This window comes from Rhodococcus sp. NFXS4, assembly GCF_058139645.1.
Map to the genome: position 1 here is coordinate 3,874,594 of NZ_CP192221.1, position 21,383 is coordinate 3,895,976.

General features: G+C 66.3%; 21 protein-coding genes. 10 read left to right on the plus strand and 11 right to left on the minus strand.

Annotated features, from left to right (window positions below; genetic code table 11):
* Positions 1 to 177 precede the first annotated feature (177 nt).
* The 3 genes from J4E04_RS18325 to J4E04_RS18335 all read right to left on the minus strand — a co-directional run bounded on the left by J4E04_RS18325 (position 178) and on the right by J4E04_RS18335 (position 3,061).
* A complete protein-coding gene (locus tag J4E04_RS18325) occupies positions 178 to 849 on the minus strand; it encodes a hypothetical protein (protein ID WP_222682405.1) in 672 nt (223 codons plus the stop codon).
* A 937-nt stretch (positions 850 to 1,786) separates the two neighbouring features.
* Entirely contained in the window at positions 1,787 to 2,311 is a 525-nt protein-coding gene (locus J4E04_RS18330; RefSeq protein WP_222682404.1) for a hypothetical protein, read from the minus strand.
* Between the two features lie 69 nt (positions 2,312 to 2,380).
* Positions 2,381 to 3,061 (minus strand): hypothetical protein, encoded by a 681-nt coding sequence (locus tag J4E04_RS18335; RefSeq protein WP_222696187.1) that lies wholly within the window; start codon positions 3,059 to 3,061, stop codon positions 2,381 to 2,383.
* 462 nt (positions 3,062 to 3,523) lie between these two features.
* Between J4E04_RS18335 and J4E04_RS18340 the strand changes: the two genes are divergently transcribed.
* Positions 3,524 to 4,255, plus strand: a complete 732-nt coding sequence (locus J4E04_RS18340; protein WP_308115892.1) for a GAF and ANTAR domain-containing protein — start codon at positions 3,524 to 3,526, stop codon at positions 4,253 to 4,255.
* A gap of 32 nt (positions 4,256 to 4,287) precedes the next feature.
* Here the strand turns inward: J4E04_RS18340 and J4E04_RS18345 are convergent, their stop codons facing one another.
* Positions 4,288 to 4,941: a sulfite exporter TauE/SafE family protein gene (locus tag J4E04_RS18345; protein WP_222682402.1), complete on the minus strand. Its 654-nt coding sequence runs from the start codon at positions 4,939 to 4,941 to the stop codon at positions 4,288 to 4,290.
* A gap of 234 nt (positions 4,942 to 5,175) precedes the next feature.
* Between J4E04_RS18345 and J4E04_RS18350 the strand changes: the two genes are divergently transcribed.
* Genes J4E04_RS18350 through fdxA form a run of 3 tightly spaced genes read left to right on the plus strand, consistent with a single transcriptional unit; the run spans position 5,176 to position 6,937 of the window.
* Complete coding sequence (locus J4E04_RS18350; protein ID WP_222682401.1) at positions 5,176 to 5,610, plus strand: MerR family transcriptional regulator; 435 nt, start codon at positions 5,176 to 5,178, stop codon at positions 5,608 to 5,610.
* Complete coding sequence (locus tag J4E04_RS18355) at positions 5,607 to 6,617, plus strand: arsenic resistance protein (RefSeq protein ID WP_490149229.1); 1,011 nt, start codon at positions 5,607 to 5,609, stop codon at positions 6,615 to 6,617. Before J4E04_RS18350 ends, J4E04_RS18355 begins: the two co-directional genes overlap by 4 nt.
* Before the next feature lie 5 nt (positions 6,618 to 6,622).
* On the plus strand, positions 6,623 to 6,937 hold the full coding sequence (gene fdxA / locus J4E04_RS18360) for a ferredoxin (RefSeq protein WP_222696188.1): 315 nt from the start codon (positions 6,623 to 6,625) through the stop codon (positions 6,935 to 6,937).
* Between the two features lie 1,095 nt (positions 6,938 to 8,032).
* On the opposite strand, the gene J4E04_RS18365 is transcribed toward fdxA, so the two are convergent.
* Positions 8,033 to 8,197 (minus strand): hypothetical protein, encoded by a 165-nt coding sequence (locus tag J4E04_RS18365; RefSeq protein WP_490149230.1) that lies wholly within the window; start codon positions 8,195 to 8,197, stop codon positions 8,033 to 8,035.
* Between the two features lie 272 nt (positions 8,198 to 8,469).
* Positions 8,470 to 8,988 (minus strand): flavodoxin, encoded by a 519-nt coding sequence (locus J4E04_RS18370; protein WP_490149231.1) that lies wholly within the window; start codon positions 8,986 to 8,988, stop codon positions 8,470 to 8,472.
* A gap of 283 nt (positions 8,989 to 9,271) precedes the next feature.
* Between J4E04_RS18370 and J4E04_RS18375 the strand changes: the two genes are divergently transcribed.
* A complete protein-coding gene (locus tag J4E04_RS18375) occupies positions 9,272 to 10,159 on the plus strand; it encodes a helix-turn-helix transcriptional regulator (protein WP_490149232.1) in 888 nt (295 codons plus the stop codon).
* 223 nt (positions 10,160 to 10,382) lie between these two features.
* Here the strand turns inward: J4E04_RS18375 and J4E04_RS18380 are convergent, their stop codons facing one another.
* Both J4E04_RS18380 and J4E04_RS18385 read right to left on the minus strand, forming a co-directional pair.
* Complete coding sequence (locus J4E04_RS18380) at positions 10,383 to 11,189, minus strand: acyl-CoA thioesterase domain-containing protein (protein ID WP_490149233.1); 807 nt, start codon at positions 11,187 to 11,189, stop codon at positions 10,383 to 10,385.
* Positions 11,190 to 11,298: 109 nt separating this feature from the next.
* The gene (locus tag J4E04_RS18385; protein WP_490149234.1) at positions 11,299 to 11,697 is read right to left on the minus strand and encodes a (R)-mandelonitrile lyase; all 399 of its coding nucleotides are present in this window, start codon (positions 11,695 to 11,697) and stop codon (positions 11,299 to 11,301) included.
* A gap of 140 nt (positions 11,698 to 11,837) precedes the next feature.
* Here J4E04_RS18385 and J4E04_RS18390 point away from each other — a divergent pair, with 140 nt between their 5' ends.
* Positions 11,838 to 12,569, plus strand: coding sequence for an SDR family oxidoreductase (locus tag J4E04_RS18390; protein WP_490149235.1), 732 nt, complete (start codon positions 11,838 to 11,840; stop codon positions 12,567 to 12,569).
* Between the two features lie 8 nt (positions 12,570 to 12,577).
* Here the strand turns inward: J4E04_RS18390 and J4E04_RS18395 are convergent, their stop codons facing one another.
* Genes J4E04_RS18395 through J4E04_RS18405 form a run of 3 tightly spaced genes read right to left on the minus strand, consistent with a single transcriptional unit; the run spans position 12,578 to position 16,017 of the window.
* The gene (locus tag J4E04_RS18395; RefSeq protein ID WP_490149236.1) at positions 12,578 to 13,750 is read right to left on the minus strand and encodes an iron-containing alcohol dehydrogenase family protein; all 1,173 of its coding nucleotides are present in this window, start codon (positions 13,748 to 13,750) and stop codon (positions 12,578 to 12,580) included.
* Positions 13,751 to 13,807: 57 nt separating this feature from the next.
* The gene (locus J4E04_RS18400; protein ID WP_490149237.1) at positions 13,808 to 14,830 is read right to left on the minus strand and encodes a zinc-binding dehydrogenase; all 1,023 of its coding nucleotides are present in this window, start codon (positions 14,828 to 14,830) and stop codon (positions 13,808 to 13,810) included.
* Entirely contained in the window at positions 14,830 to 16,017 is a 1,188-nt protein-coding gene (locus tag J4E04_RS18405; protein ID WP_490149238.1) for a CaiB/BaiF CoA transferase family protein, read from the minus strand. The genes J4E04_RS18400 and J4E04_RS18405 overlap by 1 nt, the downstream gene beginning before the upstream one ends.
* Positions 16,018 to 16,253: 236 nt before the next feature.
* Here J4E04_RS18405 and J4E04_RS18410 point away from each other — a divergent pair, with 236 nt between their 5' ends.
* From J4E04_RS18410 to J4E04_RS18425, 4 genes are all read left to right on the plus strand, one after another.
* Positions 16,254 to 17,750 (plus strand): aldehyde dehydrogenase family protein, encoded by a 1,497-nt coding sequence (locus tag J4E04_RS18410; RefSeq protein WP_490149239.1) that lies wholly within the window; start codon positions 16,254 to 16,256, stop codon positions 17,748 to 17,750.
* A 76-nt stretch (positions 17,751 to 17,826) separates the two neighbouring features.
* Positions 17,827 to 18,996: an FAS1-like dehydratase domain-containing protein gene (locus tag J4E04_RS18415; protein ID WP_490149240.1), complete on the plus strand. Its 1,170-nt coding sequence runs from the start codon at positions 17,827 to 17,829 to the stop codon at positions 18,994 to 18,996.
* On the plus strand, positions 18,993 to 20,594 hold the full coding sequence (locus J4E04_RS18420; RefSeq protein WP_490149241.1) for a class I adenylate-forming enzyme family protein: 1,602 nt from the start codon (positions 18,993 to 18,995) through the stop codon (positions 20,592 to 20,594). The genes J4E04_RS18415 and J4E04_RS18420 overlap by 4 nt, the downstream gene beginning before the upstream one ends.
* On the plus strand, positions 20,591 to 21,355 hold the full coding sequence (locus J4E04_RS18425; RefSeq protein WP_490149242.1) for an enoyl-CoA hydratase/isomerase family protein: 765 nt from the start codon (positions 20,591 to 20,593) through the stop codon (positions 21,353 to 21,355). The genes J4E04_RS18420 and J4E04_RS18425 overlap by 4 nt, the downstream gene beginning before the upstream one ends.
* Positions 21,356 to 21,383 lie beyond the last annotated feature (28 nt).

Consider the following 21,383-nt stretch of genomic DNA (forward strand, 5'->3'; position numbering starts at 1 on the left):
CATCAGCTGCGAGGCGGCGTGCGGGCAGCGCCGGAGGTTGCTCAGCCACCCCGACGATCACCCGGCGTGTCCCCTCCGCACCGGACGCAGAAGTCGGATTTGCCCATGAGCCGACTCGCGGAAATCCGTGTCGCCATCTATGGCGACGACGCGCCCATGACGGGATCGGCCGGGTCCTCAGGGGTCGACAGAGTTGATCGAGTCGATGACGCGATGCGCTTCGCCCGCGGAGCCGTGCCCGCGGGAGTAGGCGCCCGCTCGCAGCATCGCCGAGGCCACCGCAACGGTGCAGCCGTGCCGGGCGGCCAAAATCCCGATAGCGATGTTCACCGCCTCGCTGTCCTGGTGACGTCGGATGAGCATGTCGGCGGCCACGCCGGCGGCGACGATGCCCGTGCCGAGCATGCGAGCGAGTTGGGCGATCATGGTGTGGGTAGCGCGGTCGTCCCCCGAGAGCCTGTGCGGTGACCTCGTCCGGCGGTAGAGCTGCAGCGTGCCCAACGGGGCACGATGGTCGCCGAGCGGGTGCGCTTGCACCCATCCGATCCCGCTGACGGCCAGTTCGTCCACCAGTAGCGGCCAGCGGCCCCGGTCGGCAGCGTCGTCGACGTCCACAGCGCACGCATTACTTGTCGACATGGCCTCTATGTGGGGGCCACATCCGAGGATGTAACCGAGGTCGGCGGCCTGCACAGCGATACCGTCGGTGGCGTGCACCACCTGGTGGGTATCGGGGTGGTCCTCCGCAGCGACGACGAGCGCGGCCCCGTCGGCAGCGGCCAGATCGACGCACACGTCGACCCACTCGATCGCGGTGACACCGTCGAACGCCCCGCGCGCATCACGCATCGGATGTGCGTCGTCGTCACCCGACACTGGGGTCCTCCCTGCATCGGCCACGGCAGCATACGAACACAACGACGGTACCCACGACATCATCCGGCAAACCGCGGGAGCGCTCGGGTCCCCGGTCGTCGGGACGACGGATGCTCTCGGGGACCACGGTGAGGTCACCGGGAACACGATCCCAGGCGAAGGCGAGGCATCGCAGGCGACCTTCGGCGCCATCATGGCACTGGGCAGCTACCTTCTCGACGTCTTGCTCGTCCTCGAGAAGGAGAGCGTCCGGAAGTCCGAGGCGTCGTCGGGCGAACTATTCGACACCACCCGAGACCAGCTCGCGGAGGCAGAACGTGATCGCGGACGAGCTGCCCGAGTCGACTCGACCGCACGCACGGGTCGGCCCGCGACTGACGGCCGGTCTACGAGAACCGCTGTCGGGCAATCTGATTCATATCCGTTCATCAACGAAGTGCCCGCGTCAGCGCAGTGTATTGATTGAGCCCGGGGGGGGGCACCGGGGCACCCCGAGCAAAGCTAGCGGGGATCGATCCGCTTCTGCGCCTGAGGAGGCCCCATGTGTGGAACAGGTCGGTGGGGTCGATCGCGGTGACACTGTCGGGGAGGCGAGTGACGAGGTGCGGGGTACGACGGGTGTCGGCGGACCGGTACATCCACGCACATGGTGGGCACAGTCCCTTCCCGCGTGGGCGCACCCACAGCGCCGATGCGGCAGCGGACATGCCCGGCACTCTCGTGGCGGGCGTCAGCTGAGGCGTCGTGGTCGCGCAGCGTGCGCACGTTCCCGTCGCAATCGCGGCGGCATCGGGCACGCCGGCGTTTCCGGTGGCCCGATGGGCTGCGTGTTCCGGGCCGTCGGTGGTCGGACTCGGGGGTGCTGCGGCAACGGCGTCTTCCGAATTGCTGGCCATACCGTCCGTCGACGTCATCTGGAAGAGGTTCCTGCAGGTGAGGGTGCCGAACGCGGGAAGTGCCCGTCGGGGTTATTGCTGACCACGAGGGCGCGACTGCGGAGGTCGGGCGGCAGCAGCTGCCGCCAGCGCAGCGCCTCGTCGAGATGAGTACTGGTCCAGAGCGCTGTCACCAGTTCCTCACGCCCGGTGGAGCGGGGAGAAAGGAGCTCGACGGTGTAGACGTAGGGCAGGGGCGAAGTGACCGAACACAGCGTCTCCCACGTTGCACGTGGCACGACCTCGCCCCGCGGATCCTCGATGTGACGCACCTGCGCACCCCACGCTGCGCAGTACGCGCGAGCCACGTCGACGGCATTGGTCAGCGAGCTCGCGGTGCGCAGGATGACTGTGTCCCGGTCGTCGACCATCCACACCAGGAACCTTCGCTCGTCGGTGACATGGGGTGCGGTCGCGTCGGGTGCGGGGGTCTCGGTGGCGGGGCCGACGAGGTCGAGGAAGTCGCACGAGCGCGGTGTCGGATTCAAACGGTCGGTCATCGACGGGCTTCGCTCTCACGTGTGGTGATACCCGACGTGCCGTTCACCACGGCGCGATGTTCCCTGCTGTCACGATTCATGGTCGCCGAGAGACTCGACAACGCGTTGCGCCTCGTCCAGCGACGAATGTTCGCGCGCATAGGCGCCCGCTCGGAGCAGCGCCGACGCCGCCGGCACCGAAAGACCGTGCCGGGCAGCGAGAACGCCGATCGCGACGCTGACGACGTCGGAGCCCGCAACCGGCTCCGATGATGCACCGAGGACCCGGTCGGCGACCGGTTCGCTACCGAGCGCTCGCGCCAGCGCGCTGACCGTGGTGTCCGCATCGAGCGACCGCGCGGGCGGTCGACGCCGCCGGTAGAGCTGCAGGGTTCCCAACGCCGACCCGGGTGCCCCGATCGCATGGACCTGTAGCCAGTGAACGCCCACCGCGACGAGTTCGTCGATCAACAGCGGCCAGGTGAGGCGGTCGTCGGGATCGGTGGTCGTCACGGTCTGCACCGGATGCGCGGGCGTCGCCGTCGTGTGGGGTCCGTAGCCGAGGACGAAGAGCAGGTCCGCCACGCGCTCGGCGGTCGGGTCGGTGGCATAGAGGATCCGGTGCCTGTCATCGTGGCGCTCGGTGGATGCGACGACAGCTGCGCCGTCCGCGGACGACAGGTCGACGCACACCTCCACCCACTGCGAGAACGACTCCAGGCCGGACAGTGGATGTTCCCTCGGCTGACGGTCGTCGGCGTCACCGGTCACCGGGACTCGCAGACCGGCACAACCCGGTGTGCACGACGGGGCACGCGGCGACGTTGACGCACAATGTTGTTCGAGAATCTGGATCCGAGCGCCCGCTCTCGCCCGCAGGTGCGGAGTCAGCTGCAAGACAGGTGGGGCGGGCGACCCGTGACCGACCGCCGCGACGATATCGGGACGGTCGGGCAAGTGCTGATACACGTTTCGCGCACACTCCTCGAGGTCGTCTTCGCGCCGCAGCGGCGAGACGACTGGTTCGGATGATCGGTCCGAACGGCAAGGGTTGTACCGAACTGACGGTAACTGTACGCCGCGTCGCCCTACACCGGGCGACGACGAACTATCGAGGACTGCCGTTCGACAGCAGCGGTGTACTCCGTCGCGGGCGCCCAACACCCGTGTGACATGGTGAGCTCGACCTCGGCGTACGTTCTCACGACCGAGGATCTGGAAGAAGGTACGTTCGTGACCGCTACTTCCGACCCGCCGCTCGACCCGGCGCGCGCCGACAGTGATTCCGAGACAGTGTCTTTGGGCGCCGCCATGGCCGAGATGGCCAGGGTGATCCAACAAGAACACGGCAGCGTCGAGGGCACCCTGCTCTCGATCACGGCGGAGGCGGTCCGGCTGATACCGGGCGCTGATCACGCCGGCATCACCCTCGTCGTCCGCAATCACAGAATCGAATCCCGCGGTGCCACCGACGAACTCCCTCGCCGTGTCGACGCCCTGCAGGAGGCGACCGGGCAAGGGCCGTGCTTCGACACGGTGTGGAAACACCACAGTGTGTCCGTCCCCGATATGGCCCGTGAGGATCGGTGGCCACAGTTCGCTCCCGCGGCCTCAGAGGCAGGAGTGCGCTCGATGCTGACGTTCCGGTTGTACACCCATCACGATCACCTCGGGGCGCTGAACCTGTACTCCGACGCTGTTCACGGCTTCGACGACGCCGACGACGACGTCGGCGTCCTGCTCGCCACGCATGCCGCTCTCGCTCTCGTCGCCGCCGAGCAGGAGCACAATTTCGAGTCCGCGCTCGCGACCCGCGATGTCATCGGACAGGCCAAAGGCATCATCATGGAGCGCTATGACCTGCGCGCCGACGCTGCGTTCGCGATGCTCGTGCGACTGTCCCAGGACTGGCACACACCGGTGACGGATCTGGCGACGAAGATCGCGCGACGTGAACCCGAGTGACGACGGCTGACCAACCGGCAGCGGGACCAGGATCAGCTCGGGGACGACACCGAGCAGGAGACCCCGGCAATGGTTCCGGTGAGCGACCCGGCCGCCATCACCAGAACGAAACCACCGCTCTCGCACGGGACATCGAAGCTGCGATCGCGGGAGTACCGGGCGAACGCCACCACCATCGTCGGTAACGACAAGCTGCCGGCGACCTTGAAGTCGAGTCCGTAGAGCAGCACGATCGTCGGGATGAGCAGTTCGCCGCCGGCCACCCCTATCAGTGCGGCGACGACACCGATGACGAACCCGGCCAGCAGCCCGGCGACCACACGAGCGGCGGCGGCCAGGTCGGCGTGCTGCACCTGCCCGAGGTGGCTGAGTAACAACACGAACGCGATGAGCACCAGCAATGCGGACAGGACCTTGTAGAGGGTCGCCGAGCGCATCTTCGTCGCCCACGTCGCACCCACCCGGGCTCCGGCGACGCTGCCGCCGAGGAGATTGAGCACCACCGACCAGTGGGGAGTCAGCAGGTCGAGCGGAACGGACGCCACGCGCGCCGGGAGGGCCGGGAGGGCCGTCGCGACGACTATCAGGCTCATCGCCTTGTTCAGTACCACCGCCTGTAACGCGACGAATCCGAACACACCGATCAACAGAGGGAGGCGGAACTCGGCGACACCGAGCCCGATCATTCCCCCAGCAGGCCGATCGCAGCCCCCGCCGCGAACGCCACAGCCAGAGAGCGCCTCATCCTGTCAGCCGAGGAACGCAGCGCGACCGTCGATCCGGTCACGACATCGTCGGCATCGGTGGGCACAGGCACAGCCAAGGACCACCCCGCACACGCGCCCGTGATCCCGCGGCACCGACAATGTGCTCACTCGTCCATTTGCCTTCGAGCCGACTCGAACCTTTAGTCTTCGGTCATGCCCGCTCTGCTGATCTCGCAACTGTCCTCGGCGACGGGAGTGCCGGCGACGACACTGCGCTTCTACGAGAGCGAGGGCCTGCTCCCGGCAGGCCGGGCCTCGAACGGGTACCGAATCTACGACGAGCGCGCGCAGCAACGGTTGGCGTTCATCACCGCCGCGAAGAGCCTGAATCTGACTTTGCCGCAGATCAAGACGATGCTGCGCGTGTGGGAGAACGACTCGTGCGCCGCGGTGAAGTCCGGGCTGCGGCCGGCACTGCGTGAGCACATCGCCCGAGCGGAGGAGTCGATCGCGCAGCTGAGCGTGCTGCGAGACGCGCTGACCGGGGCGCTGGACCGATTGGACGACACTCCCGACGCGGCGACGCCGTGCGACCCGCAGTGCAGCTGGTTGGCGTCGACGATGCCCACACCCGCACACGCGTCATGACCGGATCGCGGCGGACCTCGGTGGTGCAGTGGTGGGACACCCACCAGATCGGCCTGTATCTCCTCGCTCTCGCCGCCGGTGCCGCAGTGGGCCTCGCTGCTCCCGCCTCGGCGCCGGCGTTCGAGCACGCCATCAACCCGGTGCTTATCGTACTGCTCTACGCCACGTTCCTCGCCGTGCCGTTCGCCGCGATCGGCCGCTCCCTGCGCGATGCCCGGTTCACCACCGCAGTCATCGTCCTGAACTTCGTGGCCGTCCCGATCGTGGTGTTCGCTCTCACGCGCACCATCGCCGGGAACGAGGCGGTCCTGGTCGGTGTGGTGCTGGTGCTCCTCGCCCCGTGCATCGACTACGTCATCGTCTTCAGCGGCCTCGCCGGCGCCGCATCGGAACGCCTGCTGGCCGGGGCACCGCTGCTGATGCTGCTGCAGATCGCGCTGCTGCCGCTGTGGCTGTGGTTGTTCGTCGGGTCCGACACGGTCTCGATCATCGACATCGCACCCTTCGCCGAAGCATTCGTCCTGCTCATCGGGCTCCCGTTGGCTCTGGCAGCGGCGACGCAGTGGTGGGCGCGCCGCGGACATGCGGGCAAGCGGCTGATGCAGGTGACGGCGGCAGCGATGGTGCCGGTGATGATGGTGACGCTCGCGGTCGTCGTGGCCTCCCAGATCGACGCCGTCCGCAGCCGCATCGATCAACTCGCCGCGGCCGCCGCCATCTTCGTGATGTTCCTGATCGCGATGGCGTTCATCGGTGTCGGCGCCGGGAAGGTGTTCGGGCAGGACGTGCCGGCGACGCGGGCGTTGGTGTTCTCCGGCGCTACCCGCAACTCACTGGTCGTACTCCCCCTCGCACTGGCGCTGCCACCGGCGTTGAGCCTGGCCGCCGTGGTGGTCGTGACGCAAACCCTGGTGGAACTGATCGGGATGGTGCTCTACGTCCGCTACGTACCACACCTCGTTCCGGACGCGGTACCGGACAACAGCACCGCCGCGACGGGGCCATAGGAACCGTGACCTACGTGATAGCCGAACCGTGCATCGACGTCATGGACAAGGCGTGCATCGAGGAATGCCCCGTCGACTGCATCTACGAAGGCCGACGGATGCTCTACATCCACCCGGACGAGTGCGTCGATTGCGTTGCGTGCGAACCGGTCTGCCCCGTCGAGGCCATCTTCTACGAAGACGACCTCCCCGCCGAGTGGGCGCACTACGTCACCGTCAACGCCGACTTCTTCGACGACCTCGGCTCCCCCGGAGGCGCCGCGAAGACCGGCCCCGTCGACAAAGACCATTCACACGTGGCGCGTCACGGTGCGGGCTGATCTCGCCGCCTCCTCGCTGTCGCGTTTCGCCGGAAGACCAGTAACGCGCGTCCACGAGACCGGCGAGGACGACCACCCGGACGCTGACGGACACCAGGTGGTTCTTGTACACCGCGGCGACTTCATGCCCCGTGCCGACACGGTTGCGCCGCGGAGGCCAGCGGGTGACGCACCAGGAGCATGGCACGGTCACCGCCCATACCGAGGCGACACCGTCGCGTGCATCGCACCGGTGACGCCGGTCCGTCCGTGACCCTCGAGGGCGCCACCGCTCCACCTCGGAGACGCTGCCGCGATCGCTGCGGAGTAATGGTACGGACCATTCGAACAATGCTTGAAAATGCCAATTCCACGAATTGCGTTACGGAACCCGTCCCTCTGCGATCAGCGCTGTTAGTGCCGACTACTGCTTCACCCGTGAGCAAGAGGCGGTTGGTCCACCCTGGTCCGCACACGTCCACGCCAGCCGCAGCCACAGCGTGAAGCGAGTGGAATCCGTCCATAGGAGTCCCTGGGTGTCCACCGACCGTCGTGGACTCTTCGGCGCTGAAGTCCACCCACAGCCACTGACGTCCACCCGAGTCCATCGGACGAGTTACGGATGAGTTGTGACAACTCGTGACATCGAGCCGAGTTTCAGGAGAATACGCAGGTGTCCGGACGCCCCTGGACCGTGGCGGACCTGCATGGATGTACCGGGGATAGTCGTGAAACGAGAGGTCAGATCAGGCTGTTTCGGAGCATTCTTGCTGGTCAGAGGAATATCGAGAGCCTCCTTTCGGGATTGAACCGAAGACCGCTCGCTTACAAGGCTTCGATGACCCGATCAAGTGGATTCACCTGGACCCACAAAACCCGGTCTGAACTGCTCCTTTATCCACTGCCGTCCGCCTCGGTCCACCTCCGTCCGTCCCGACTTGTGACACTCTCGTGACACCGAGAAGTCTCGAACGCAGCACCACGATGTTGGGATCATGTTGCCCCACAGACTATCTTGGCGAGTCGGCTGGCATCGTCCCCTCCACAGAACTCACGCGACACAGAACTCGTTGCCCTCGCGGTCACCCAAGACAACGTGGTGCCCCTCGACTCGCATCACCACCGACGCACCTGCTCCAGCAGCCTCGTGACCTCGGTGGTGTTGACACCTTTCCACCGTTCGTCGAGCCCGCCGCAGGTCGATGCCCGCAGATCGAAGTGGAGTCGATTCTTGGCGGTCTTCGGTTCCGGCACCTCGATGATCGACAGGCGTGGGGCCAAAAAGATGGCTGTTGAAAGGAGGCGCCACCCCGCGCGGCCGCCTCGTCTTTGAACGATGCCAACCACTCGTCTCGCGTTGCGAACGGAGGGGGTGGTGGTTCGTCGACGTACCCGAGTGCTGTCTTTCAGAATGAGGCGACCAGCGCCGCATCCGCACACTCCGGTGTGAGGTCGACTCGCTCGTACATGGACTACAGGATGACCCCTTCGATGGCGAGATCACTGGAGAATTCGTAATCGGCGGCTATCTCATGAATCGAAGCCAGAAGCCATCAGGCCCAGCTCGAGCCGACTCGCCGCAACCATTCATCGACTGCTGGTCCGGCATCCGCAACTTCTTCCCCCTGAGCGGTGAAGCCCTCACCGATCGTCGAGTCGGGGCAGAGTTCCCGGTACACGTCCGGCACTCCTGACAGTCCGCTTACCGCATGTGTGGTGATCGGGTGAATGGTGCGGCCGGCGAGATCCAACGACCTGACGAACGAGTGCATGACCATCGGGGCGCTGCTGTTCCACACCGGACTCGCGAGAAGAACCACCTGGTGGTCACCGACGGGCGCAACCGGGTCGACGAGTGTGGGAAGTACACCGTCGCGCTGCTCACGCCGATTCCGTTCCACCGTCTCGTCGTACTCGAACGGGTACGGGTCTGCCGGCTCGATGCGGTGTACGTCGCACCGGATCCTGGCCGCGATCATGTTCACGAGCGTTTCGGTGTTGCCGACCTCGAGGACAGTGCGGTCGCCGTAGTAATAGTTCTCGCCGGCACGCGAGAAATACGCGAGCAACACTGGGGCCGTGTTCGGCAGGACGGTGTCAGCCGCCGCAGGCGCCGTGGCAGACGTGCCGGAAGTCGGGTCGACGCTGCATGCAGCCGACACTGCGGCGGCCCCTAGTGCGACTGCACCGCCGATGACCGACCGCCGGGACACCATCGGCGAACGACCGGACCTGAGCCGTGATACTGGTTGCATACTGCCAGTGAACCCGCCGCGAGAGTGGCCGGGGAGGACGTGGTGTTCCAGGTACTGACAGTGCCTCCCCCTCTTGCTGTCCACCGCCTACCGTGAGCACATGAGCACCGTCGACCTGCGCACGGAGATTCGGGAGTTTCTCCGCACACGCCGCGCCCGTATCACCCCTGAACAGGCAGGACTACCCGCGTACGGCGGAAACCGCCGTGTCTCGGGCTTGCGACGAGAAGAGGTCGCCCTTCTCGCGGGCGTGTCTGTCGACTACTACATCCGCATGGAACGCGGCAGCCTGTCCGGCGCCTCGGACAGCGTCCTCGCGTCTCTCGCCGGTGCCCTGAAGCTCGACGACGCCGAACGCGATCACCTGTTCGCGCTGGCCCGTCAGATGGAACCGGCCGGGTCCCGACGCACACGCGCCGCCGCGACCACGGTGCGCCCTGCAACGCAGACCATGCTCGACGCCATCACCGACGCCCCGGCATGGATCCGCAACGGCCGTCACGACATCGTCGCCATGAACCAACTGGCGCGTGCGCTCTATACACCGATTCTGGCCGACCCGCGGCGCCCGGCGAACACCACTCGTTTCGTGTATCTGGACCCGGCCGCGGAGCACTTCTTCGTCGACTACGACCAGATCGCCCGCGACTCCGCGGCGATGCTTCGCCTGGAAGCGGGCGCCAACCCCCATGACAAGGACCTCATCGCTCTCGTGGGCGAATTGTCGACCCGCAGCGACTTGTTCCGTCAGCGGTGGGCATCACAGGATGTGAGATTTCACCGTAGTGGCCGAAAACGTCTGCGCCACCCTGTCGTCGGGGAGTTGGACCTGGATTTCGAGGGCATGGAACTGTCCTCGGATCCCGGCTTGAAGCTCAACATCTACACCGCCCCGCCCGGCACCCCTACCGCCGACGCGCTCAAGCTCCTCGCGTCGTGGGCGGCCTCCCAGGACCAGCTGCAGACGGAGCAGAGCGCCGGCTCGTGATCGGCTGACACCGCCGGCCACTCAATCCCAGAGGGACTGAGCAAGCCCGACGATCGCCGACAGGGTGGCGCCGACGAGAAGTCCGCACAGCGCGACGGTGAAGATCATCGCCGCGACAGCTGTCTGCACGGCAGTTCCACAGAGCCTCATCAGTCGCATAGTTCTGGTCCTTTCTGTTGCTTCCGCGGTTCGGAGGGTGGGCCGTCGGCGGCGCTCGGCGTCGTCATCGCAGCCGAGGGTCGACGGTGGCACGGAGATTGGCGAGCGCGGACACCACCGCTGTTCCCACGGTGCCGCTCCGGTCGAAGACTGTGACTGTCGAGATACTGACGCCGTCGGATTCGACGCGATCCACCGCAGCCAGACCCATCTCGAGTCCCACTGGGAGACGTCCGAGTGCGAGGGTGACATCAGCGTTGATGAACTGCATGCCCGCGCTGCCCCAATTACCGACCACACTGGCCACGTCCGCCGCGCTGGCGGCGAATTGGAACGGTGTGGGGGTCTCCCCCTCCACGATCTGAACGTCCCTGATCCACATGACCTTTCGGACGCTGTTGTGGTCCGTGGCGGGTGTGGCCATCCAGCCACCGGCGGCGTCGTAATGCAGGCGCGGTTCGTCGGTACCCGGCTGGAGACCGGCCGGTGGCGGGCGCCACCGCACCGATGGGGACCAGACCTCTGCCGTGACCACCTCGGGGTCCGGCCGGAGGAACAGGGCCCGTGCAGTGGCGACCGTCTGGCCACTCTGGATCAGAGCGGCCTCGACGAGGCTGATACGTCGGCCCGACCGCAGCACATTCACGTCGACGTGACACGGATCCATCGATGCGACACGGCACAGTTCGAGCGTCCACCGCACCGGACGCAATCCCGCGGCGGGAACGGCGCGTTCCGCCGCGCGAGCGAGGGCGCCACTGACGGCCAGACCCCGCATTCTGTCGGGCCCCCAGTTACCGGCGGCGGTCGACAACGGCGTCAGGACGTCCCCGGTCCGGTCGACCGAGAAGAATGCTGCGCTTCCCGTCATGGACGCACCCGTGGACCCTGTCCCACCAGACCCGGGCCGGGCACTGGCGCCGCGGAGAGGACATCGCAGAAGACGCGCGTCGCACCGAGGCGGTCGATGTGATAGAGCGTCATGCCAGATAGTCCTCGTCGGTGACGTGCTCGAGCCAGGTCGTCGTGGTGGACGCGTCGTCGGCGTTGTCGAGCATGGCGAGGTGCTCCATGAAGGAATCCCGTGAGGCGCCGTGCCAGTGCTCCTCTCCCGGAGCGCAATAGAGCGTCTGGCCCTGGTGTGCCTCGATCTTCGTGCCACCTCTGCTACCCACCCAGGCGGTTCCCTGCGTGACGTGCAGCGTCTGGCCCAGCGCGTGCGAGTGCCATGCAGTTCGGGCGCCGGGGGCGAAACGCACCTTCGCCACCGTCATCCGTTGCCCCGAGTCACGGGGGAACGCGATCGGGTCGAGCCACACGTCGCCGGCGAAACGATCGGGCGGATTCTTGGTGGTGGGGGTCTGGGGGTCGACGATCATGGGCGGGCCCTTCGAGCTGTTTTCGTGGTCGAGACGGAACTCCCGACGGTACGACGCTGCGGATGTGGTTGGGAGGCACTGCCGTTACCTGGACCGGTATGTACTCCCACACGGGTGAGATCCACGATTGACTGGAACGTATGACTACCGAATCGACATCTCTCGTCGCCGTCATCACCGGCGCGTCCTCCGGAATCGGCGAAGCGACCGCCCGTCACCTCCATGCTGCGGGCTGCAAGGTCGTTCTGCTCGCCCGTCGACGCGATCGCATCGACGCGCTTGCGGCCAGCCTGGGTGACGGCGCACTCGCCATCGAAGCCGACGTCACCGATCGCGAGGCACTCGTGGCTGCGGCCGAACGTGTGCGTCACGAGTTCGGCGGCACCGACATCCTGGTGAACAATGCCGGCGTGATGCTGCTCGGGCCGTTCTCGTCCGACCAGCGCGCCGACTATCGACAGATGATCGAGGTGAACCTCCTGGGAGCCATCACCACCACCGAGGTCTTCCTGGAACAGCTGACCTCCAGTGGCCACGCGGACATCATCAACATCTCGTCGGTGGCAGGACGTACCGCTCGATCCGGGAACGGCGTCTACGCGGCCACCAAGTGGGGCGTGAACGGGTGGTCGGAGGCGCTGCGTCAGGAGTTGCTTCCCACCGTGCGTGTCACGCTGATCGAGCCGGGTGTCGTTGCCACCGAGCTCCCCACTCACATCACTCACGAGGCGACCAACGCGGCGGTCAACGATCTGTACAGCGCGGCCGAGGTGACTGCCGACGATGTCGCCGAGGTCATCGCCTTCGCTGTCGGTCGCCCCCGCCACCTCGCCCTCAACGAGATCCTCCTGCGCCCGTCCACCCAGCTCTGACCTCCTGATCACCACGCGGCCGTCAGCAACTCCACGAGTTGCTGACGGTCCACTGCTCGTGGACCGGTTGTGATCGACCAGTCGTCCATGGCGTGGTCGGCCACCTCGTCGATGGCCTCTTTCTCGACTCCGATGTCGCGCAGTCGAGTCGGGACCTCGAATCGACCGAGCATCGATTCCAGTTCGGAGATGACGCCGTCGACGCTCGGGTCGGCGATACCCAGGCCCACCCCCATGCCCTTGATCCGCTCGGCGGAGATCGGTGCATTCCACCGCGTCACGTGCGGGAGCATGAGGGCCTCGACGACGCCGTTGGACGCCGACGAACGCGGTCCGATCGCGTGCGAGAGCGCCTGTGCTAGTCCGCCGCCCGTGTAATCACTGCCTTGCCCACTCATCAGTGACGCCAGCATGAGGTTCAGCCGTGGTTGCGCGCCCTCCGGGTCGGAGGCCAGCTTGGGCAGCCACTCGTTCACGGCGCGCAGCGCCCCGAGGAGCAGCGCATCCGCGAGCGGGTCGACCGTGCTCGACTGCAGTCCCTCGACGGCCATGGACAGCACGTTCAGAGACGCGGACCAGGCGAGTCGCGTCGGCGCCGTGCGCGCCATGACCGGGTCGAGGATGATTCCTTGGGCTCGAGCCTTGGGGTCGAACAGCGCGAGCCGCTCCCCTGTCTCCGGAACACGAACAGCCGCACCGGCTTTGGCGTAGGCACTGGTGGGCGTGCTGGGAACGACCCACTGCGGGAGCTTCGGTGCGGACAGCTTCGGGCTGATGAGTTTTCCGTCGGCGCCGCGCTGGGTGCACAGTTCGCGGATGTCCTTCTTCTCCGCCAGGAGAATGGACGATGCGCGCGCGGTGACGACCGACGACCCACCGCCGACAGCGATGATCGCGTCGGCTTCCATCTCCTCGAGGTAACGCCGGGCATCCTCGACGGCAGGAAGCGGGCTGTGCTCGACCACGCCGTCGAAGAGGCCGACCATCCTGGGGCCGAGGGCGTCGTACAGACGCTGCATGGCCTCGGGGTGATCGAGGAGAGGTTGGACGGTGATCACGACGGCTCGGCTCGCGCCGACTCGGTCGAGTTCGCGGGAGAGTGCGGACATCGCGCGGTCACCGGCGAACGTTCGGAATGCCGGCGACGAATGACGCAGTTCGAGGTCGGTGGAGGCAGTCATCGTTGTCGCTCTTTCTGGAGGTTGGTGGGAGGGCGTGCGTGGCCGGGTGTCGATCGATCAGAAGACGAATACGCCTTTGCCCGAGGTCTGCTTGTCGAATTCCTCGTAGGCTTCGACCGCGTCGTCGAGACTCCAGCGATGGCTGAAGAGGTCGTCGATCGGGAGGCGGTTCCGGGCGACGAAATCGGCGCAGTGCATCTGTTGGACGCTCGACAGCGACCACGAGGTGGCGATGGTGATCTGCCGTGAGAGGAACTTTCTGACGTCGACCTCGACGCGGCCGCCGAGTCCGACGACACCGAGCCGACCCCACGGGGCGAGCGAATCGAGTGCCGCTGTCGCTGCCGCAGTCGCTCCGGAGGTCTCGATCGCGACGGTCGCACCCCCTCGGGTGAGGTCTTTGATCGTCGCGACCGGGTCCACCGTTGCCGAGTTGATCGTGTGGGCGGCACCGAAAGCTCGGGCCTGTGCGAGCCGGCTGTCCGCGAGGTCGACCGCGATCACCCGCGCACCGCGCGCGGTGGCCAGCATGGTGGCGGACAGTCCCACCGGGCCTTGGCCGAACACCACGACGTCGACTCCGCCGACCTCGCCGACTCTGTCGAGAGCGCCCCACGCAGTGCCTGTTCCGCACCCGATGGCGGCCGCGGCGATGTCCGAGAGTTCGTCGTGCAACGGCATCACCGACTGTGCCGACACGCTCATGTACGGAGCATGAGCGCCATTAGCGGACTTCCCGTACACCAGGGCGGGCCCGGTGGTGCACATCTGAGTCCAACCCGAACGACAGGCGGCGCAGGTACCGCAGCCGGCGTAGTGATGCACCATGACCCTCTGGCCGATCGTGTACCGGCTCGGATCCACTCCAGCACCGAGTTCGGCGATGACCCCGGCGGGTTCGTGACCGCCGATGCACACGGGCGCGTCGGCGTCGGTGGGCTCGGCTCGGTAGTAGTGCAGATCCGAACCGCACATTCCGGAGGCCGTCACGCGGAGCAACACTTCACCCGGTCCCGGTTCGGGGTCGAAGAACTTCCGCAACGAGATACGCCTACCGCCGTCGAACACCAGACCCTGCATCAGATTGCGCCTTCGAGTCGGAGTGCGGCTACTTCGTTCTCGGTCATTCCCAGTTCTTCGATGAGGATGGCATCGGTGTCGGCTCCCAATCCGTGAGCCCTGTCGGGTTCGACCATCGGCGAATCTGACAGGAACAGCGGGCTGCCCAGGGTGAGCCACTTGCCGGAGTCGTCGTCCATCCACCTGAGTACTCCGCGTTCGGCGACGTGCGGGTCGTCCATCAGCTCGGCGAGGCTGAGCACCGGTGCGGTCGGGATACCAGTCCTCGACAACAGGTGCGCGACCTCCTGCTTGGTGTGCGCAGAGGTCCATCGCTCGACGAGCACGTCCACCTCGTCGGAGTGCGCGGTGCGACCCGACATGGTGCTGTAGCGATCGTCCTTGGCGTCGGGGTCGTCCATCACCCCGCACAGCCGCTCCCAGTGAGACTGCGTGGGGCACAGAACAGTGACCCAGCCGTCGGTGGTCCTGTAGGCGTTGTACGGCACTACTGCCAGCCCGCCGTGGCGATTGCCGGTGCGTTCGGGCATGGTGCCGTTGCTGTTGATGTGCCCCGCGATGTTCGACGACAGCGCCGGTATGATCGCGTCTTGCAGTGCGACCTCGACGTGTTGTCCGCGTCCGGTGTGCTCGCGTTGATACAAGGCCGCGAGGACTCCGCTGAACATGTGGGTCCCGGCCATGAAGTCGACGACCGACGGACCGGTGCGTACCGGGGCGCCCTCCATGAATCCCGTCGTGCTCATGATGGCGGTGCGAGCCTGGATGGTGAGGTCCATCGCGGGTTCGCCGGCGTAGGGGCCAAACGACCCGAAGCCGGTTCCCGAGGCCATGATCAGCCTCGGGTTGATCGCGTTGAGGGCGTCGTAACCGAGGCCGAATCGGTCCATCGCACCGGGCGAGAGGTTCTGGATCAGCACGTCGGCTTGCTCCACCAACTTCCGAACGACGTCTTGACCCTTGGGATGCTTCAGATCGACCTTCATCGCCCGTTTTCCCGAGTTGAGCATCGTGAACTGAACGGAGGAGCCGTCCCGGTCGGCACTCGGCAACCGGCGGTAGGGATCGCCCTCGGGCGATTCGATCTTGATGACGTCCGCGCCCAGCCGGGCAAGGAGCATCGAGCAGTACGGGGCGAAGTAGAACTGCCCTACGCAGATGACCTTCACGCCACTGAGTGCCGGCACCAGCAGACCTCCAATTCCGTATTTACGAACAACAGTTTGTAATATGGAACACTAGGACCCGGTGGGCGTGCTGTCAATCACTGCACCCGACAGTCCCCGCGAGCCTGGAGCCACGCCCGCGACGTGAGCCTTGACACACTCGAAGGCACATCGTTACGTTCGGAGTATTCATATTTAAGCACTGTAGTTTCTATATAAGAACAGTTCCGGGCTCGAAGGCCCGATCCAGAGGAGAAATGATGTCGTTCCCCCGCCCCGATGCCTGGTCGTACCCGGAAAGCCTCGGCGAGAATTCCACCGTGCCGATGCTGATCGACGGTGCCTGGATCGAACCTGCTTCGGGAGATACGTTTCCCACCTACGACCCGGGCACTGGTGAAGTGATCGCCGCCGTATCGCTCGCCGGTGAGAAGGAAGCCGATCTCGCGGTCGCCGCGGCTCGCCGGGCATTCGACGAACAGCGGTGGATGCGCCTGGCCCCCCAGCAACGCGGAGCCATTCTGTGGAAGGCCGGGCAATTGATGCGTGAGAGCGCTGATGCCCTCGCCGCATTGGAGAGTCGGAACATGGGCATCCCCGTGCCGCAGGCACGGGCGATGGTGATCGAGGCAGCCGCCCAGTACCAGTACTACGGCGGGTGGGCCGACAAGATCCACGGTCACACCATCGATCTCGGCCCCGGTGACAAGCGCATCCAGGGCTACACCTTGCGGGAACCCGTCGGCGTCGTCGCGATGATCGTGCCCTGGAACGCGCCTATCATCTCCGCGTCGAAGAAGCTGGCCCCGGCGCTCGCAGCCGGGTGTACGTGCATCCTCAAGCCGGCCGACGAGACCCCGCTGACTGCACTGTGGCTCGGCCAGATACTCACCGAAGCCGGCGTTCCCGACGGCGTCGTCAACGTGATCACCGGCCCCGGACCCACAGTGGGCGCTGTGCTGACAGCGCACCCCGACGTCGATGTCGTGGCGTTCACCGGCTCCACCGACGTCGGCCGAACCATCGTCCACGCGTCCACCGGGAACATGAAGAAGCTCCAACTCGAACTCGGCGGCAAGTCTCCGGTCATCGTGATGCCCGACGCCGACCTGGCCGCCGCGATCCCCGGTGTGGCCGGCGCGGTCTTCTGGAACACGGGCCAGGTGTGCGCCGCAGGCACCCGCCTCTTCGTTCACGAGTCGGTCTACGACCAGGTCGTGGACGGCGTCGCGGCCGAGGGCCGCAAGCTGCGCATCGGATACGGCACGCAGCCGGGTGTCGATCTCGGACCGCTGATCTCTCGCAAGCAACTCGACCGGGTGTCGACCTACGTGGAATCCGGAGTCCACGACGGCGCCACACTCGTTTCCGGCGGCAAGCGCGTCGGCGACGCAGGCTACTTCTTCGAACCCACCGTTCTCGTCGATGTCGACCAATCGATGAACGTCATGCGCGAAGAGATCTTCGGGCCGGTACTCGGCGTCATGAAGTTCTCCGACGTCGACGAGGCCGTGGCGTTGGCGAACGACAGCTCGTACGGACTCGCCTCGAGCGTCTGGACCGCCGACGGCGCCGTCGGCCACTCGATCGCCCGCCGTCTGCGCGCCGGCCGGGTGGGCATCAACATCCACCGCGCCGGTGGCGCCTACATGCCGGCCGGTGGCTACCGACAGTCGGGATGGGGTCGCGAGAACGGGGCCGACGGTCTCGAGAGCTACCTCGAGACGAAGTCCGTGGTGTCGACCTTGGCGTGATTCGTCATTGACCTCTCCCGCCGACCCCGATATGTTCCTAATTACGTACAACGTTTCTTAAATACGGACGGATGACATGACGCAGACAACAGAACCCGACATCGGCAAGAGCCTTGCCGAAGGCAAGTTCACCGACGAGATGCTCGACAAGATGCGCGCACTGATCGGGACCCAGCTCCGCACCGCGGGCTCGGTGAACAACGAGTACGCAACACGTCTGGCGATCCTGCGCTTCGCGGAGGGCATCGGTGACGACAACCCGCTCTGGACCGACGAGGAGTACGCCGCCGGCACCCGGTACGGCGAGATCATCGCTCCCCCGAGCTTCATCTTCGCGTGCCTCGGATCCGTCCAGGTCGGGTGGCCCGGACTGGGCGGCTTCCACGCCGAGACCGACATGTCTTTCGACCTCCCCATCCGAGTCGGGGACAAGATCACCGCCACCGTCGTGTTCGACGGGTTCGACGGACCCATCGACGCCAGCAAGTTCGCCGGCCGCCGCATCAAGGACTACCTGCGCCAGGAGTACCGCAACCAGAACGGCGAACTCGTCGCCACCTTCATCTGCTCGCGGATGCGCTTCGAGCGTACTGAGATGCAGGCCAAGCGTGAGTCACGCAAGATCGAGTTGCCGCACCCGTGGACCGACGAAGAGCTCGAGAGGATCGACTCCGACGTGCTGGCGGAGTCGCCCCGTGGCGCCGAGACCCGGTACTGGGACGACGTCGCGGTGGGCGACGACCTCGGAATCATCACCAAGGGCCCGATCGGTCTGACGGACGAGATCGCCTTCGTGGCGTCCGGCGCCGCACCCATCCCACGCCTCGCCGCGCACGGCGTCGCGTTGCGCCGCTACAAGAAGCACCCCAAGTGGGCCTTCCGGGACCCGAACACCAACGCGCTCGAGCCCGTGTACTCCGTGCACTACAACGACTACGCCGCGAGTCTTCAGGGCGCCCAGATGGCCTACGACGTGGGCATCCAGCGCACCTCCTGGCAGATTCACCACCTCACCAATTGGATGGGCGACGACGGGTTCCTCAAGTCGCTGCACGATCAGTACCGCTCGCACGTCTACCTCTCCGATGTCGTCGTACTCGGTGGCAAGGTGACCGAGAAACTGATCGACGAGGACGGCGACCACGTCGTGAAGGTCGAGACCTGGGCCACCAACCAGCGCGGCCAGTCCGTCATGCCCGGCTCGGCCGTCATCCGACTGCCGCACCGCGAGGCGGTCGGCGAATGACGAGCCCGACGACGACGTCGAGCGCCGTGGCGTCACCGGCCTGGGGTTCGGCGATCGACCCGGTGACCATCGCCGGTCACACGTACCGCATGTACACCGAGCGTCCGCACCGCCTGGGGTCGCTCCTCGCGTTCGCCTCCCGCTGGGGCGATCGTGCCCACATCGTGCAGGGCGAGCGTGTGGTGACGTTCGACGATTTCCAGAAGTCCGTCGACATTCGCGCTCACGAATTCGCTTCCGCAGGAATCGGTTCCGGAGACCGGGTCGTCCTGCTGGGCTTCAACAGCCCCGAATGGATCGTCAATTTCTGGGCGACCGTGGCCGTAGGCGGCGTCGCCGTCCTCGCCAACGCGTGGTGGAGCGAGGAGGAACTCGTCGCGTCTCTCGATCTGGTGGACCCTGCCCTCGTCCTCGCGGACGACCGCTTGGCGTCACGAGTCCCGAAGCGTTACCGGGTCGCGACATGGACCCCTCTCGCCGACGTGTCCGACAAGGACACGACCCGCTTCGTCGACCCCGGCACCGCCGAGGAAGACCCCGCCGTCGTCATCTTCACCTCGGGAACTTCGGGCAAACCCAAAGGTGTAGTGCTGTCACACCGTTCGTTGCTGTCGGGCTTGCAGATGCTGCTCGACATCACCCGGCGACTGCCCCATCTGGTCGACGAGACGGCCGGTGAAGCCGCGCTGCACACCGGACCGATGTTCCACGTCGGCGGCGTGCAGACGCTGCTGCGGGCCATCTGTGTCGGCGACACGCTCGTGATGCCGGCCGGACGTTTCGACCCCGCCGAAGCGATCCGGCTCGTGGAGGAATGGAGAATTCGGCGCTGGAGCGCGGTACCCACCATGGTCACCCGCGTTCTCGAACACCCCGATGTTCAGACTCGCGATCTGACGACCCTGCGGGCCGTCACGGTCGGCGGCGCGCCGGTGGGCGCCGAGTTCCTCGAACGGCTGCGCACCGGTCTTCCCGGTGTCGAACCGCGCGTCGCGACCGGCTACGGGCTGACCGAGAACGGCGGCCAGGGAGTCGCGGCATCCGGCAAGGACACCGTCAAGCACCCGGGTACCACCGGACGCGCCCTGCCTTGCGTGGAGATCACGATCGCACCGCGACCGGAGCTCCCCGACGGCGAGATCCTCCTCCGCAGCCCCACTCAGATGCTCGGATACCTCGGCGACGTCGAATCCCCGATCGACGAGCAGGGCTGGTTGCACACCGGAGACCTCGGACACCTCGACGACCAGGGCTACCTGTGGATCACGGGGCGCTCCAAGGACATGATCATCCGGGGCGGCGAGAACATCGCTCCCGCGTCCGTCGAGGCTGCCCTCGTCCGCCTGCCCGAGGTCAAGGACGCCGTCGTCTTCGGTGTCCCCCACTCCGACCTCGGCGAAGAAGTCGTCGCTGCCGTCGTACTCACCTCCGACGTCGACCCACACCAGTTCGACGCTCGTCTACGCGGGGCGATCGCCTCGTTCGCGATACCCACCAGGTGGATCGTGCTCACCGACGACCTACCGGTCAATCACGCCGGCAAGGTAAACAGGAACGCCGTCATCGCCGACGCGCGCCGGACGGTGGAGGTCCGATGACCGAGATGCACACCCGGGTGACGATCGGAGTCGAGATCGTCGGCAACGTCGGCGTCGTGGAAATCCGACGCGGTCCCCACAACTTCTTCGACGAGGACAGTCTGCGGGAGCTGGCCGCAACGCTGGTCGGTCTGGACGCGGACCCCGTCGTTCGCGTCGTCGTTCTGTGCGCCGAAGGCAAGAGTTTCTGCGCTGGCGCGGATCTGCGCGGGGTGGACGAGCACATGCTGCGCCGCGTCTACCGTGCGGCGCAGCAGTTGTTCACCACACGCAAACCCGTGATCGCCGCGATCCAGGGCGCAGCGGTGGGTGGCGGACTGGGACTGGCGATGGCCGCGGACTTCCGTGTGGCCGGGCCTCGCGCCCGGCTCACCGCGAACTTCGCACGACTGGGGTTTCACCACGGGTTCGGACTGACGGTGACCCTTCCTGCGGCCGTGGGTCAACAGAATGCGCTCGACCTTCTCTATTCCGGCCGGAACGTCGATGCGACCGAGGCGCTCGAACTGGGGCTGGTGGACCGCATCACCGATGACGATCCCCGCGCGGCGGCGGTCGCCTGGGCCACCGACATCGCCGCGTCGGCTCCCTTGTCCCTCATGGCGATCAGGTCCACGCTTCGACGTGATCTCAGCTCCCGGGTCGTCGCCGCTCTCGACGAAGAAGCCGCTGCTCAGACCGTCTTGTTGACATCGGCTGATTTCGCCGAGGGTGTCGCCGCCTCCATCGGCAAACGGCCACCGAATTTCCTCGGATCGTGAGCAGGGTCATGCCGGGACCGCAGTACGA